This is a genomic window from Paenarthrobacter sp. FR1, assembly GCF_051106045.1.
GTDB classification, from domain to species: Bacteria; Actinomycetota; Actinomycetes; order Actinomycetales; family Micrococcaceae; genus Arthrobacter; species Arthrobacter nitroguajacolicus_A.
Genome location: NZ_JBPFSF010000007.1, coordinates 189649 through 203962, shown reverse-complemented (window position 1 = coordinate 203962; position 14314 = coordinate 189649). Strand labels below are relative to the sequence as shown.

The following is a 14314-nucleotide window of genomic DNA, read 5'->3' as shown; positions in this document are numbered from 1 at the left end:
CTCTCCATGATCCAAATGACTCCCACTGCGCAATCCCAGCCCGAAGTGGCTTATCAGTGGATGAAAAGCTACATCGCTGCCCTTCCGCGGGAGGAGGAAACGTTCCTTAACGAGGCCGTCCTCGCCAAGACCACGGGCACATCCCGTACACCGGTACGGGAGGCCCTGCTGCGCCTCGAAGCGGAAGGCTTCGTCAAGCGGATCCCCCACAAGGGCGCGTTCGTGCCCCCAATTTCAGACCCCGATGTGCGGGCAATCCTGCAGGCCAGGGCCGTGGTGGAAAAGTGGGCCGTGTCAGCCCTGGACACCATGACCGACGGACAGATCGACGCTTTCCAGAGCGTCATCGACCAGCAACGGGAAGCCAAGGATGATCCCGCGCGCTTCATTGAGCTGGATACCGAGTTCCATACGCTCATGGTTCAGGCCGGCGGAAATCCGGTCCTCGCCGACTTCTACGCCTCGCTCCGGCAGAAGCAGCTGAGAATCGGCGTCAAAGCAGTCTCCCGGGGATCGGATCGCGCCGGTGATGTGCTTCGCGAGCATCAACTGATTGTGGACGCCCTGCGCAGCCGAAGCCTGGAAGCGGCCCACCAAGCCATCGATGCACACTTGGACTCCACCCGATGGGCCGTCATCGGCTACTAGTCCTCGCTGTGGAGCTCCCGCTGCCGTGCGCTGAGCAGCTCAAACTCAGGCCTGGCAGCCACGAAACGTTCAACGGCGTCGAGCACTTGCTGAAGGTGGGCGTGATCCGCGGCCACCACAGCCGCCCCCACCAAGGCGCGCCGGTGCTGATCCAGCATTCCGGTCTCGGCTGCTGAGACGTCGAATCGCCGCTTGAGTTCCGCCACGAGGGGTCGCACCAGCGAGCGCTTCTCCTTGAGGCTATGGACATCGCCTAAAAGGACGTCGAATTCAATCCAGCCGATCCACATGATTCATTATCACCGCAGGTCACAGGCGAAGAGGCTCGGATGGTCTTGAGCCAATCTTGAGGCATTGCAGCAAGGGGCCTTGAGTTCCACCCGGCAGTGTCTAAGAGGTTGGCCCACAACGGCCGACGAACTCATTCGCTGCTAGTTACTCAGGACTGACATCGTGACCCAAACCCCTGCCAGACCCCGCGCCCGATCGCATGCCGGGGCCATCATTCTCGCCTGTGCCGCAACGCTGGCTCTTTCCGCCGTCACAGCGCCGGGAGCCATCGCGGCTCCCCCTGAAGGAGCTGCACTGCGGACATCCTCCAGCGTTTCGGCCCTGGCCGGCCAAAATGAGCAGACGCTGGTGGTGCCGGTGACGGCAGGCTTGGAACCCACACGGGTAAAAGGGACCATCGTGGTGTCCGGGAAGCCGGAAGGGACGGTCCGGGCGACGGTCAATGGCAGGGTGGTCCTGGAAACCAAAGCAGCGGCAAGCATTCCCCTCGACGCAGCAGTAAGTGCCGCGGACATGACAGCGGCGGACGTGGCGGGCCAGCAACTGACGGTGGGGCTGCAGTTCGTGGCGGCAACGCAAACCATGTGCGTCGTCTCCAACGCCACGGCCACTCTCAATAACCTGGCGGTCGATTTCAGCGGAACGGCCAAGGTTCCCACCACGGTGGGCGAATTCTTCCCGGCGTCCGTGCCCGCCGTCGTGCTTCCCGTCCCCGCCGAGCCGGGAGCCGATGTTTCCGCTGCCATCATGACGGCCTCCGCCGCCATGTCACACCGCTATCCGGATGCCGCCGTCAGCGTGGTTCCGGACACTGAACTTGCGGCGCGCGCGGCCAACCTTCCGGCGGGCAGCCGGGTTCTCAGCGTTGTGGCCGACCAAGGCGAGACCAGTACCGAGCTCGCCACCGCTGCCGGACTGCCGCAGCTCATCCTCAGCGGCCACGACGACCAGCTCCGCACCGCGGCCCGGGCGCTCTCCAGCGACAAGACCGCGCTCGCCGTGACGTCATCGGTCACCGGGCTGACCTCCGCCTTGCCCGCCGCGCCCGGCCTGGTCCAGAGCCTCAAGGACCTGGGCAGCAGCACCCTCAAACTGTCCGGCTACGGCACTCCGGAATCTTACGTGGGTGTCACCCAGTCGCAGTTCGGCGGCCCGGTTTCATCGGTGAAGGTCCAGCTCAAGGGCACGCACACGGCCGTTCCGGATAACGCTCAGGCGCAGGTTTCGGTCTTCTGGAACGATTACCTGTTGAGCTCCAAGAACCTCGACGGCGGCGACACCTTCACGGTGGACGCCGACGTTCCAGCCGGCCAGCTTCAGGCGAAGAACGGGCTGCGGATACGCCTCGCAGCCCTCCCGGTCGGCGGCGATTGCACCGGACCGGCGGGCGTCATGCCCATGGAAGTCACCGTGGACACAGCCGGCAGCACCCTCACCGCGGTCCGCGGCGGCTCCACGAAAGCCGGTTTCGCACGCTTCCCCCAGACATTTGGCCAAAGCGTTCCCGTGGCATTCGGCGATGGCAACGCTCAGGCGAACACCGTCAACGCAGCGTCGCTGGTAGCGTCCTTGCAGCGGGACAGTGCCACCCTGCTGGACACCCGCATGGTGGGCCTCGATGATTTGGCTGGCTCCAGTGAGTCCGGGCTGGTGGTGGGCGCCACCGCGGACGCTGCCAACAGGCTCTCGGCACCCCTCCGGTTGGCAGAGTTCCGCACCATCGCGCCCGCCGACGTCGAGTATGGCGTAGGCACCACGGCACCGTTCGGCGTGCTGGAAGCCTTCGAGCAAGGTGGTCGCGATCTGTTGCTCCTGGGTGCCTGGGCACCGGAAGGTGACACTGCGGCGGCGTCCACGCTTCAGGCATCGCTGGCCTCGCATGTCAGTGGTGTTGAGGGCGGGTGGGCTTCGCTGTCCCGCAACCTCCTGGTGACGCAGCCCTCGGGAACACCCGTCCTGCTGGAAAGCAACGTGGTGGTTCCGCAAAAGGCCGTCACCGACGACTACCGTCCTTACGCCTGGTGGATCGGTGGCGCGGTCCTGATCCTGGGCCTGGCTTTCGCCCTCCGGACCGTCCTCATGAGGCGACGTGCCAAGGCAGCACAGGACTATGTGGACGCAGAACAGAAGGCGACCGAACCGGGTCATGGCAACTAGCGTTGCCACGCGCCGCCGGGCTGCCCACCGGCAGCCGGCGCTGCGGTCCCTGACATCCCTGGTCACGTGGGGCTGGGAACGGCTGGGCGCTCCGGTGGATGGCCGCAAGGTCCCCGGCACCAGGATCGTCGCGGTGACTTCATTGCTGGTGGGATACCTCGCCTGCCTGTACACGATCGGCCAGGGCACCAACCTGGACTACTCGGACGCCCAAAGCCACCTGACAATCGCCCGGCGCATCTTCGACAGCAAGGCGCCCGGCTTTGAACAGCTCGGCACGGTGTGGCTGCCAATGCCCCACCTTCTGCTGGCGCCATTCGTGCTGAACATGTGGCTGTTCAGCACGGGCTGGGCCGCCGGACTGTTGGGGATTCTCGCCTTGTCCGCTACCACCACAAGCCTGTACCTGATCGCAGCGCGCCTCGGTTTGGGCCGGGCAGGTCGACTGGCCACCACCCTGGTGGTCCTGGCCAACCCGGCCGTTCTGTACGTCTACACCACGGCGCTGACTGAACCGGTGCTGATCATGTGCATCGTGGGCGGAATGGCTGGCCTGGCGCACTGGGCCACCAGCCGGCGTCGAATGAGTGCCGGCGAACTGGCAGTCTTCGCCGGCATTCCCTCTGCCGCTGCAGTGCTCTCCCGCTACGAGGGGTGGGCGCTGGTGATGACCGGAACGCTCTTCGTGCTGGTCGTGGCCAAACGCCGAACCGGTGGGTGGCGCGAAGCGTTCATCATGGCCGGCGGTTACGTGATGGTCCCGGCCGCCGCCGTGCTGTGGTGGATCTCCTACAACTGGGCCATCTATGGCAATCCGTTGGAGTTCATGTTCGGGCAGTATTCCGCCTACGCGCAGCAGAAAAACATCACCGACGGCGGTCTGTTGCCTACCAAGGGCAACCTCGGACTGACGCTGACTACTTTCCACTGGTCGCTGCTGGAAACCGCGGGGGTGGTGGTCCTCGCCCTGGCGGCGTGCGGCGCCGTCGTGTTGGTCTTCAGGAGGGGCTTCGCCAACAGCACTTTGCTGGTGGCGGTCACCGGCAGCGCCTACGCATTCGCACTGCTGAGCTTGTTCCTGGGACAAACCGCCATCAACAACGATCACTCGCTGCCGTCCACGTGGTGGAACAACCGCTTCGCCCTCACGGCGTTGCCACTGGTGGCCATCCTGGTGGCGGTGTTCGTCCATGAGATCACCAGGCCCGCCCGGCTCAGGCCTTGGGTGATTGGCGCTTTGCTGGCGACGCTGGCAGCGCAGAATGCGTGGTGGAATGAGGACCCCACGGGCCGACTTGCCGTGCTGGCCGAGGGGCGAATGTCCGCCGAATCCACCACCAATTCCACAGCGGCAGCACGCTGGCTCCACGATCACTACGAGTCCGGCGGAATCCTGATGGACGAGAGTGCCCGCGGCAATGCTGTACTCCCCGTGATGGGCATTCCGCTCAAGGAGATCTACAACCGCGCCGCCGGAGACTACTTTGGCCCGGCGCTGAAGGATCCGGCGAAATACGCCAAGTGGGTGTTCGTCAACGTTGAAGCCGGAACGGGAGCCAGGGACTCGGGCCCCACGGACCTCGTGTACCGGGCAATGGTCAGCGACCCTTCCTTCAACGTCCGCTACTCCGTCGCCTTCTCCACACCAACGCACCGGATCTATGAAAGGTCCTCAGACTGATGACGTCCTCTTCACACGTTACGGAGCCACAGCTCAACCGACAATCAATCGGACAGACACTGCTGGCCGCCGGCCTGGTCACCCCGGAACAGCTGCAGCGCGCCCTCGCCCGTGCCGCGAGCGAAGGCGGGTTGCTGGGCCGGCACCTCATCCTGGAAGCCGGGCTGGACCGCCGTCGGGTTTATGAAGTGCTGGCGGAGCAATGGGATGCGCCGCTGGTTGACCTGGTAGCCGAACCTGTCGACGACCAGCTGATGGAGATGCTGGGTTACAGCGAACTGGGTGAACCGCGCTGGCTGCCCTGGCGGATGGACGGTGAAACACTGACGGTGGCTACGGCCGTGGCCCCTTCGGCGGCCATCGCGCACGAGGCGGCGCTGACCTTTGGCGTCCAAGACGTTGTCTTCCGCACCACCACCGACTGGGACATCAACCAATCCATCCAGCGCTCCTTCCGCCGCCACCTACTGTACGAGTCCGCCGAACGCCTCGCCGAGGAGCGGCCAGGGGAGTCCGCGCGCACTGCCCTGACGCAATGGCAGCGCTACCTTCCGGTGGTCTTGGTTGCAGGAATTGTGGCCGCCTTCATCGTCTCGCCGCTGACGGCCATCATTGTGCTGCTGGCCGCAGCCAACATCGTCTTCCTGGTCAGTATCGGATTCAAGTCCTTGGCTAGCCTGCGCAGCCCCTTTGACAGGCTGCACGATGCCGGAGTCACCAAAGCCAGGAACAGGGAGCGGGCCCGCCGCGGCCTCCCGCCCCTGGCGGAGGAGCGGGTTCCTGACGCGGACTTGCCCATCTACACGATCCTGGTGCCCGTCTTCCGGGAAGCCAACATCATTGACAAACTGCTGACCAACCTGGGCCAGCTGGACTACCCGCGCTCCAAGCTCGATGTCCTTGTCCTGCTTGAGGAAGACGACGCCGAGACCATCGCCGCGGCGAAGGCCTCACGGCCCCCGGAATATGTCCGAATCCTCATCGTGCCCAAAGGCGATCCCCAAACCAAGCCGAGGGCCTGCAATTATGGGCTGACCTTCGCTCGCGGCGAGTATGTGGTGATTTACGACGCCGAAGACCGCCCGGACCCCGGTCAGTTGAGGGCGTCCATAGCAGCGTTCAAGCAGGACGAGTTCGAACGCGAACACCTCAACCCGAACCGCAAACCCCTCATCTGCGTCCAAGCCGCGCTTAACTACTTCAACGCGGACCAGAACGTCCTCACCCGGATGTTCACCATCGAGTACACCCACTGGTTCGACTCCATGCTCCCGGGGCTGGACAACTCCGGCATCCCGCTGCCGTTGGGCGGCACGTCCAACCACTTCGTCACATCCTTGCTGAAGGAAGTAGGCGCCTGGGATCCGTGGAACGTTACCGAGGACGCGGACCTGGGCCTGCGGGCAGCCGTGGACGGGTACCGCGTAGGCGTCATCGACTCCACCACCTGGGAAGAAGCGTGCTCGCAGGTTCCGGCCTGGATCAAGCAACGCACCCGTTGGATCAAGGGCTACATGGTCACCTCGGCCGTGAACACCCGTAACTCCCTGCGCTACATCAAGAGCACCGGGGTGGCCGGCACCATCGGCTTCCTGGGCCTCATCCTTGGCACGCCGCTGGCGTTCCTTGCCTACCCGTTGGTGGTGGGCTTCACTGTGGTGACCTACATCGGCTACGACATTGTTGGCCTGGTCCTGCCCGAATGGCTGCTGGTGGGCGGCGTGGTGTCCATGCTGTTTGGGAACGCCATGATGATCGTCGTTTCCGGTGTTGCCACGCTGCGGCGCCACGGCTGGCGGATCGCCATCTTCGCCTTGCTGAATCCGTTTTACTGGGTGCTGCACTCGGTTGCCGCCTGGCGGGCCGCCTGGCAGATGGTCACCAGCCCGCACAAATGGGAAAAGACACCCCACGGACTGGAAGCGGAATACCACGACGACGGGCACTGGGCTGGGTGAGGATACGTTGGATGCCACCCGCGGGCGATCTTGAGCCAATCTTGAGCAAACGCCGCATCCGGGTTGAGTAACCCCCACCACACTGGACTCAAAGGCCGAAGGATGACCAGCTGAGGGGGTTGGACATGGTGCTCGATGCGTTTTCCGTGAGAGTCGCCCTGGGCGTGGTCACAGTTACCCTTTTGGTGCTGTTCTGCATCTCCTTCCACCGCACGCGCTCGCCGTATGCCGGCTGGTGGAGTGTTGCCCTGCTGGAATTCATGGTGGGCAATGCGGCGTTCCTCCTCAACGGCACGGCCCACCAACAATGGGCCAACCCCGTGGGCAACGTCCTGGTGGTGGCCGGCGCCTTCAGCGTGTGGGCGGGAGCTCTTACCCTGCGGGACATGAAGGCCGCCCCCTGGCAGTTGGCGGTGGCCCCGGTGGTTACTGCCGTTGCTTCCGTGCTGGAGAGCCCCGGGACCAACGTATGGTCCGGGGGTTTCGTCTATCTGGCCATGATGACCGTGGGCATTGCGTTGGCTGCCAAAGATCTGTGGTTCATCAAGGCCGCACATTCCCAAGTCCACAAAGCGTTGTCGGTGGCGGCCGGGCTGCTGGCTGCGTATTATCTGGCGCGTTGGCTGGTCTACGCGCTGGAGGGACCCACCAGTGACACTTTCCGGACGTACTTTGGACCCGGACCGTCCGGACTGATATCCATGGTGCTGCTGGTCACCGTGTCCTTCAGCATGACGGCCCTCACCAGTGACCAGCTCATCAAGGGACTCAAGGAGCGGGCCACCCGTGACCACCTGACAGGTCTCCTCAACCGCGGTGCCTTCCTTGACTTGGCCGCCACGGAGCTCAACCGGCTGCACGCCACGGATTCCGGTGCAGCCGTTGTCCTGGCGGACCTGGACCACTTCAAAGCCGTCAACGACGAACACGGTCACGGCGCCGGCGACGCTGCCTTGAAGGCGTTTGCCGAGGCATGCACAGCATCGGTCAGGTCCACGGACCTCATCGGAAGATATGGCGGTGAGGAGTTCATCCTCTTCCTGCCCGGCGCCACACAGGAACGGGCTGAGAGCATCGCTGTGGAAATCAGCCGGCGGATGGCTTCCACGACGGGTCCGGAAGGTGTCACATTCCCGACTGTGAGCTACGGGCTCACGTCAAGCATTCCCGCTGCAGCGGACCTCACCTTCTTGATCGAGGTAGCGGACGCAGCCCTATACAGCGCCAAGGCGCAAGGAAGAAACCGGATTGTAGGAGCAGACCGCCTCCAGGCGGCAACTATCGCGGATGAGGCACGATCATGAACGAGCTCACCACCAAAATTCAGATCCAGCACACCCAGGAGCTGTCAGCGTTCAGGCAGGACATCACCAGCGCTCCCTACACGGCGGGCACCAACACGTCACTGAACGCTGACCGCCGTTCGGTGAGGATGGGACCCGTTCAGTCCGTGGAAGACGGAAATGCAAACCTGACCATCGTGGCCGACGTCGAAGGCCTTGCCTGGTTCACGGCGGACAAGGGCCTCCTGGGCAGTTGCATCACAGTATCCATTGCAGGGCACCGGAGGAACACCGGGACGCGCATCCACCTTCCGCTGGCCGAATGCGACGCATGGATTGAGGCCATCCTCGGTGGGTCCTGGATTACCCACGTATACCGGGCCGGGAACAAAGTAGAGCCGGACGGCAGGCTGGATATCGCGTCCTACCGGCTCTTCCTGGACGAACGCCGCAATCCGGTGGCAAAACCGCAGGCCGTTGCCGACCCCAGCCTGCGACGCTTGGAAGAGTCGTGACCAGCACCACCCCGGACAGTCCAGCGGACCTTGATCCCCGGATCGGGGAACTGGAACGCCATATTCAGGCCCTGATGCAGGAACTCCACCAAGCACGCTACGAACAGCGGCGCGATACCGTCACGGACACCCTCACCGGGCTCGGCAACCGCCTGGCCTTGGTCAATGCGTTCATGGATGCGCAGGACGCCGCGGCCCGGGGAGCTGCCCCTCCTGCGCTGCTCCTGGTGAACCTGGATGGGTTCAAAGCGCTCAAGAATTCAGCTGGTCACGCCGCGGCCGACCAGATTCTGGTCACGGTCGCCATGCGCATCCGCTCGGCCGTGCGGAATAACGACGTCGTCACTCGCCTGGGCGGCGACGAGTTCGCGGTGCTGTTGCCCGCCACCCCGCAACCCCGGGCCGCCGCCGTCGGGAACCGCATCCTGGCCGCGCTGGAACCGAACATCGACCTCGGTAACAACAGCGTCCGCTGCGGAGCCAGCATGGGATTGCGGGTCGCAGAGCAGCATCACAGTGCCGAAGACCTTCTTCAGGAGGCCGACCTGGCCATGGAGGAGTCCAAAAGCGAGGGCCGGAACAAGCTCAAGGTCTTCGATCCCGCCACACTGCACGCCCGGCAGCTCCAGAGACGGATCGTGGGGGAGCTCCGAGAGGCCATCCGTTCGGATCAGCTGGTCCTCTTTTACCAGCCGATCGTCGAGCTGGCCACAGGAAGGATCGAAGGCTGCGAGGCCTTGGTCCGTTGGAACCACCCCGATCACGGCCTCATCATGCCGGACCAGTTCATTCCCGTCGCCGAGGCCACAGGGCTCATCGCGGAACTGGGCCGGTGGGTGCTCCGCACGGCCGTGGGGCAGTTGCGGCATTGGCGGGATAACCCTGCCACTTCACAGCATGACTTCTCCATCCGCATCAACGTCTCTGCCGCGGACCTTCAAAGCCTGGAGTTCGTGGATGACGTCAGCGAGGCCCTGGCGGAGGAAAGCCTTCCTCCGGAATCGCTCGTGCTGGAGCTGACCGAGAGCGCCATCATCCATAACAACGAGCTGGATCGCTACACCCTTGCCAGTCTGCACAGGTTGGGCGTCGGACTTGAGATCGACGACTTCGGTGCCGGCTATTCGTCCATGGGCTATCTCAGGAAGTTGCCTGTGGACCGGGTGAAAGTGGACCGGCAGTTCGTGAAGGACCTGGGGAAAGACCCGTCCCAGCTCAGCTTCCTGGCCGCCATCCATCAAGTCATCCGCTCCTGTGGTTTGGAGGGTGTTTGGGAAGGTATCGAAACCGCCGAACAAGCAGAAGCCCTCCGGAGCATCGGGTGCGCGAGCGGGCAGGGTTACTACTTCGGCAGGCCGCTGCCCGAGGCGGAGTTCACTGCACAGTTGGTCCGGCAGCAGACTTGGCCGGCGTAAACCCCTGCGGCTACGCGCAAGGCCCCGGCACTCAGGGAGTCCCGGGGCCTGGCGATGTCAGCTGTTTCTAGCCGAAGTACTTCGGCAAGGTTGCTTCGTGGGCTTCGCGCAGGGCGTCCAGCGAGAGCTCATCCACGCCGTTGATCTCCAGCTTTCCACCGGCAGCGTCAACGACGCCGATCCGGAGGTGGGCGAAGCCACGGGCGGTGCACATGTCCTTGAAGCGGACTTCCTCGGAGCGCGGCACGGACACGATGGCCCGGGCCTGGGACTCGGAGAAGAGGGCCGTGAACAGGTCCACGCCGTCGCGCTCCATGAGTTCCTCAAGGGCGATGCGGGCGCCAACGCCGTAGCGCAGCGAAGACTCCACCAAAGCAGCCGCGAGGCCGCCTTCGGAGAGGTCGTGCGCGGCGTCAACCATGCCATCGCGGGAAGCGTTGATCAGGATTTCACCCAAGGCACGCTCCGCTGCAAGGTCAACCTTCGGCGGCAGGCCACCGAGGTGTCCGCGGAGGTTGGACCATTCCGAACCGTCCAGCTCTGCTGCGGTGGTTCCCAGCAGGTAGATAGCCTGGCCGTCCTCGCGCCAGCCCGACGGCGTACGGCGGGCGACGTCGTCAAGCTTGCCCAGGACCGCCACAACGGGGGAGGGGTGGATCGGCGTGGTGCCGGTCTGGTTGTACAGCGAGACGTTGCCGCCGGTTACCGGGATGCCAAGTTCCATGCAGGCGTCCGAGAGGCCACGGATGGCCTCGGCGAGCTGCCACATGACATCCGGGTCCTCGGGGGAACCGAAGTTCAGGCAGTCGCTGACGGCCATCGGAACGGCGCCGGAGGTAGCGACATTGCGGTAGGCCTCAGCCAGTGCAAGCTGTGCGCCCTGGTACGGCTCAAGGTAGGTGTAGCGGCCGTTGGCGTCGGTGGCCAGGGCAACGCCCAGGCCCGTTTCCTCGTCAACACGGACTACGCCGGCGTCATCCGGGAAAGCCATGGCGGTGTTGCCGCCAACGTAGCGGTCGTACTGCTTGGTGATCCAGGACTTGCTGCACATGTTGGGCGATGCCACCAGTTCGGTGACAGCCGCAGCCAGCTCGGTGGGAGCCGACGGGCGGCCGGCGTCCTCAACGGAACCGGTGAAGGAGTTTGCCTGGACGGAATCCTGCCACTCCGGGCGGGCGAACGGACGGTCGTAGACCGGGCCGTCGTGCGCAACCGTGCGGGGATCGACGTCGACGATTACTTCGCCTTCCCAGGTGATGATGAGGCGACCTGTGTCGGTGACTTCACCCAACCAGGAGTACTCCACGGCCCACTTGTCCATCACGGCTTCGAAGGCCTCGATGTTCTCCGGGGTAACCACGGCCATCATGCGTTCCTGCGACTCGGACATGAGGATCTCGCCCGGAGTCAGCGTGGGGTCGCGCAGCAGGACCGAGGTCAGCTCGACCTCCATGCCGCCGTCGCCGTTGGAGGCGAGCTCGGACGTGGCGCAGGAAATGCCTGCAGCGCCGAGGTCCTGGATACCTTCAACCAGCGAGCCCTTGAAGAGCTCAAGGCAGCACTCGATGAGGACCTTCTCAGCGAACGGGTCGCCCACCTGGACGGCCGGACGCTTGGAGGGCTTGGTGTCATCGAAGGACTCCGAAGCGAGCACGGAAGCGCCGCCAATGCCGTCGCCACCGGTGCGGGCGCCGAAGAGGACAACCTTGTTGCCCTTGCCGGAGGCGTTGGCCAGGCGGATATCCTCGTGGCGCATAACGCCCACGGCCAGCGCGTTCACCAGCGGGTTGCCCTGGTAGACGGAGTCGAAGACCATTTCGCCACCGATGTTCGGCAGGCCAAGGCAGTTGCCGTAGCCGCCAATGCCGGCAACGGCACCGTGCATGACGCGTGCGGTGTCCGGGTGGTCGATGGCGCCGAAGCGCAACGGGTCCATCACGGCTACCGGGCGGGCGCCCATGGAAATGATGTCGCGGACGATGCCGCCGATGCCGGTAGCGGCACCTTGGTACGGCTCAACGAACGACGGCGAGTTGTGGGACTCGATCTTGAACGTTACGGCCCAGCCGTCGCCCAGGTTGGTGACGCCGGCGTTCTCGCCGATGCCCACCAGCATGTCCTTCTTCATTTCCTCGGTGACCTTTTCGCCGAACTGGCGGAGGTGGTTCTTGGAGGACTTGTAGGAGCAGTGCTCGCTCCACATGACCGAGTACATGGCCAGCTCGGCACCGGTGGGGCGCCGGCCAAGGACCTTGACGATCTCGTCGAATTCGTTCTGCTTCAGGCCCAGCTCGGCCCACGGGAGTTCCGTGTCCGGGGTCTTGGCAGCGTGCTCAACGGTGTCGATGTTGAACTTCTTGGTGGTTTCCGTGGTCACTTGTCGCCTCCCACAATCTTGGTCAGTACGGAGGTGAAGAAGCCCAGGCCGTCGGTGTCGCGGGGTTCGCCGTTCAGCGACTCGGGGCCGAATCCGGCCTCCACTGCGTGCTCGGGGTGCGGCATGAGGCCCACCACGTTGCCGGCTGCGTTGGAGATACCGGCGATGTCGCGGCGGGAGCCGTTCGGGTTGAAGCCCACGTAGCGGAACACCACGCGGCCCTCAGCCTCAAGGGCGTCCAGGGTCTTCTCGTCGGCGATGTACTGGCCGTCCTGGTTCTTCAACGGCACGATGATTTCCTGGCCATCGGTGTAGTCCACGGTCCAGGCTGTGTTGGCGTTTTCCACGCGCAGCGTCTGGTCGCGGCAGATGAACTTCAGGTGGTCGTTCTTGATCATGGAACCGGGCAGCAGGTGCGACTCGGTGAGGATCTGGAAGCCGTTGCAAATACCCAGAACCGGGAGCTTGGCGTCCGAGTTCGCTGCATCGATGATCTTGGACATCAGCGGCGCGAAACGTGAGATGGCGCCTGCACGGAGGTAGTCGCCGTAGGAGAATCCGCCGGGGATGATGACTGCGTCAACGTCGCCCAGTTCGGAGTCAGCGTGCCAGAGGGACACCGCCGTGCCACCCGCGAGACGCACTGCACGGGCGGCGTCGCGGTCGTCAAGGGTGCCGGGGAAGGTGACGACGCCAATCTTGGCGCCTGCCAACCGGGGTTCTGCGGCGACGGCGACTGCCTCGCCAATCAGGGGGATCGAAGTCATATCAGGCCTCGACGACCTCGACGTTGACAACATCCTCGATCACCGGGTTGGACAGGAGGGTCTCGGCAGCTTCGCGGGCCTGGGCCAGGATAGCGTCGGTCACCTCACCGTCGACGGTCAGTTCAAAGCGCTTGCCCTGGCGGACTGCGCTGAAGCTGTTGAAGCCGAGGCGGGGCAGTGCACCCACGATGGCCTTCCCCTGGGGGTCCAGAATCTCGGGCTTGGGCATGACGTCAACGACGATCCGGGGCATCCGGTAACTCCTGTGCGTGAGTTGGGTGAACCTTAAATAAGGCTGCCGCGGAGGTGCCGTCTCACGCCGTTCAGCCGCATTCAAACAGCGTTATGAACACAGGGTTAAACACGGTTGTGAACTGCAATGTTTGAACGGCATGGGGGCGCTCCGCGAGCTTGCACACCTATTCTACCGGGAGCGGCGCGCATACCCTATTCAGCCCGATTGCGCGAGGCCACCCCGCCGTGGCGGCGGAAATCGGGTCAGATGAACGCTCGACGGCGGCACTTTCGCCGGGTGGCAGGCGTCACTAGGATTGCGGCATGGCTGAGAAACCGAAATCGATGGTGCTGGGCGTTGTGGCCGCAGCCGTTTTTGCAGGTTTGGGCCGGATGGTCATCCAGAAGATCAAAGCGGACAAGGCTGCCCGGGAGCATCGCGTGACCGCGCCCCTGGATAAGGAAACGCGGGCGAAAATCAGCGACGCCCTGCGCACTCCGAGTAAGTAGGACCTAACCTCCCGATGGCCGTTTTCCGGCGGAATGACGCGGATTAGGGCACATACAAATGCGCTATTCAAAGCGGTTAAAGGGCATGATTTCGGCGTAGCTTGGGTAGTACACGCGGGGTTCAGCCCCAGTACCATTCAGGACTCAACCAGGAGGAACAATGACCGAACACATTGCCGAAGTATCCGCCTGTAGCGTTGGAAGCTGCGGATTCAACCATGATGGATGCACCGCTTTTGGCATCACCATCGGTGGCAGCCAGGATCATGCTTCCTGCGCAACGTTCATTGACACGAATGCCATGGGTGGACTGCCCAAGGTCCTGGCCCACGTCGGCGCTTGCCAGCGCTCCGAGTGCGTCCACAACAACAACCTCATGTGCGAGGCACACGACGTCAGGGTTGGCCCCGGACGCGAGGCCGCTGACTGCCTGACGTACGAGCACGCCTGACAATTCCGCGAAAAGCGGGCCTGACCT

13 protein-coding genes are annotated in these 14314 nt (G+C 64.1%); 9 read left to right on the top strand and 4 right to left on the bottom strand.

All coding sequences use genetic code 11. The features are described from left to right. Positions 1 to 6: 6 nt before the first annotated feature. Positions 7 to 648: a GntR family transcriptional regulator gene (locus tag ACR30Z_RS15300; protein WP_434373362.1), complete on the top strand. Its 642-nt coding sequence runs from the start codon at positions 7 to 9 to the stop codon at positions 646 to 648. Here the strand turns inward: ACR30Z_RS15300 and ACR30Z_RS15295 are convergent. Beyond that, the gene (locus ACR30Z_RS15295; RefSeq protein ID WP_144650095.1) at positions 645 to 938 is read right to left on the bottom strand and encodes a DUF503 domain-containing protein; all 294 of its coding nucleotides are present in this window, start codon (positions 936 to 938) and stop codon (positions 645 to 647) included. The genes ACR30Z_RS15300 and ACR30Z_RS15295 overlap by 4 nt on opposite strands. Before the next feature lie 163 nt (positions 939 to 1101). Between ACR30Z_RS15295 and ACR30Z_RS15290 the strand changes: the two genes are divergently transcribed. The 6 genes from ACR30Z_RS15290 to ACR30Z_RS15265 all read left to right on the top strand — a co-directional run bounded on the left by ACR30Z_RS15290 (position 1102) and on the right by ACR30Z_RS15265 (position 9948). Beyond that, positions 1102 to 3096: a cellulose biosynthesis cyclic di-GMP-binding regulatory protein BcsB gene (locus ACR30Z_RS15290; RefSeq protein WP_434373361.1), complete on the top strand. Its 1995-nt coding sequence runs from the start codon at positions 1102 to 1104 to the stop codon at positions 3094 to 3096. Continuing rightward, a complete protein-coding gene (locus ACR30Z_RS15285) occupies positions 3086 to 4777 on the top strand; it encodes an ArnT family glycosyltransferase (protein WP_434373359.1) in 1692 nt (563 codons plus the stop codon). The genes ACR30Z_RS15290 and ACR30Z_RS15285 overlap by 11 nt, the downstream gene beginning before the upstream one ends. Further along, positions 4777 to 6735 carry a glycosyltransferase family 2 protein gene (locus ACR30Z_RS15280; protein ID WP_434373358.1) on the top strand — a complete coding sequence of 653 codons (1959 nt, stop codon included), beginning with the start codon at positions 4777 to 4779 and terminating at the stop codon, positions 6733 to 6735. Before ACR30Z_RS15285 ends, ACR30Z_RS15280 begins: the two co-directional genes overlap by 1 nt. A 125-nt stretch (positions 6736 to 6860) precedes the next feature. After that, a complete protein-coding gene (locus ACR30Z_RS15275) occupies positions 6861 to 8039 on the top strand; it encodes a GGDEF domain-containing protein (RefSeq protein ID WP_144650103.1) in 1179 nt (392 codons plus the stop codon). Further along, positions 8036 to 8533, top strand: coding sequence for a hypothetical protein (locus tag ACR30Z_RS15270; protein WP_144650105.1), 498 nt, complete (start codon positions 8036 to 8038; stop codon positions 8531 to 8533). The genes ACR30Z_RS15275 and ACR30Z_RS15270 overlap by 4 nt, the downstream gene beginning before the upstream one ends. Beyond that, on the top strand, positions 8530 to 9948 hold the full coding sequence (locus ACR30Z_RS15265) for a putative bifunctional diguanylate cyclase/phosphodiesterase (RefSeq protein WP_244296688.1): 1419 nt from the start codon (positions 8530 to 8532) through the stop codon (positions 9946 to 9948). The genes ACR30Z_RS15270 and ACR30Z_RS15265 overlap by 4 nt, the downstream gene beginning before the upstream one ends. A 67-nt stretch (positions 9949 to 10015) precedes the next feature. On the opposite strand, the gene purL is transcribed toward ACR30Z_RS15265, so the two are convergent. Genes purL through purS form a run of 3 tightly spaced genes read right to left on the bottom strand, consistent with a single transcriptional unit; the run spans position 10016 to position 13345 of the window. Then, positions 10016 to 12325: a phosphoribosylformylglycinamidine synthase subunit PurL gene (gene purL / locus ACR30Z_RS15260; RefSeq protein ID WP_144650107.1), complete on the bottom strand. Its 2310-nt coding sequence runs from the start codon at positions 12323 to 12325 to the stop codon at positions 10016 to 10018. Next, complete coding sequence (gene purQ / locus ACR30Z_RS15255) at positions 12322 to 13092, bottom strand: phosphoribosylformylglycinamidine synthase subunit PurQ (RefSeq protein ID WP_144650109.1); 771 nt, start codon at positions 13090 to 13092, stop codon at positions 12322 to 12324. Before purQ ends, purL begins: the two co-directional genes overlap by 4 nt. 1 nt (position 13093) lies before the next feature. Continuing rightward, positions 13094 to 13345, bottom strand: a complete 252-nt coding sequence (purS, locus tag ACR30Z_RS15250; RefSeq protein WP_011773385.1) for a phosphoribosylformylglycinamidine synthase subunit PurS — start codon at positions 13343 to 13345, stop codon at positions 13094 to 13096. Between the two features lie 305 nt (positions 13346 to 13650). Between purS and ACR30Z_RS15245 the strand changes: the two genes are divergently transcribed. After that, positions 13651 to 13836 carry a hypothetical protein gene (locus ACR30Z_RS15245; protein WP_144650111.1) on the top strand — a complete coding sequence of 62 codons (186 nt, stop codon included), beginning with the start codon at positions 13651 to 13653 and terminating at the stop codon, positions 13834 to 13836. A 160-nt stretch (positions 13837 to 13996) separates the two neighbouring features. Further along, positions 13997 to 14287: a DUF1540 domain-containing protein gene (locus ACR30Z_RS15240; protein ID WP_144650113.1), complete on the top strand. Its 291-nt coding sequence runs from the start codon at positions 13997 to 13999 to the stop codon at positions 14285 to 14287. Positions 14288 to 14314: the final 27 nt, after the last annotated feature.

What these genes read in the sequence shown, in the direction of transcription:
- ACR30Z_RS15270 (WP_144650105.1), top strand. Translation starts at nt 8,036, where the DNA reads ATGAACGAGCTCACCACCAAAATTCAGATCCAGCACACCCAGGAGCTG.
- ACR30Z_RS15240 (WP_144650113.1), top strand. Translation starts at nt 13,997, where the DNA reads ATGACCGAACACATTGCCGAAGTATCCGCCTGTAGCGTTGGAAGCTGC.
- ACR30Z_RS15280 (WP_434373358.1), top strand. Translation starts at nt 4,777, where the DNA reads ATGACGTCCTCTTCACACGTTACGGAGCCACAGCTCAACCGACAATCA.
- purS (WP_011773385.1), bottom strand. Translation starts at nt 13,345, where the DNA reads ATGCCCCGGATCGTCGTTGACGTCATGCCCAAGCCCGAGATTCTGGAC.
- ACR30Z_RS15275 (WP_144650103.1), top strand. Translation starts at nt 6,861, where the DNA reads ATGGTGCTCGATGCGTTTTCCGTGAGAGTCGCCCTGGGCGTGGTCACA.
- ACR30Z_RS15245 (WP_144650111.1), top strand. Translation starts at nt 13,651, where the DNA reads ATGGCTGAGAAACCGAAATCGATGGTGCTGGGCGTTGTGGCCGCAGCC.
- purQ (WP_144650109.1), bottom strand. Translation starts at nt 13,092, where the DNA reads ATGACTTCGATCCCCCTGATTGGCGAGGCAGTCGCCGTCGCCGCAGAA.
- ACR30Z_RS15300 (WP_434373362.1), top strand. Translation starts at nt 7, where the DNA reads ATGATCCAAATGACTCCCACTGCGCAATCCCAGCCCGAAGTGGCTTAT.
- ACR30Z_RS15285 (WP_434373359.1), top strand. Translation starts at nt 3,086, where the DNA reads ATGGCAACTAGCGTTGCCACGCGCCGCCGGGCTGCCCACCGGCAGCCG.
- ACR30Z_RS15295 (WP_144650095.1), bottom strand. Translation starts at nt 938, where the DNA reads ATGTGGATCGGCTGGATTGAATTCGACGTCCTTTTAGGCGATGTCCAT.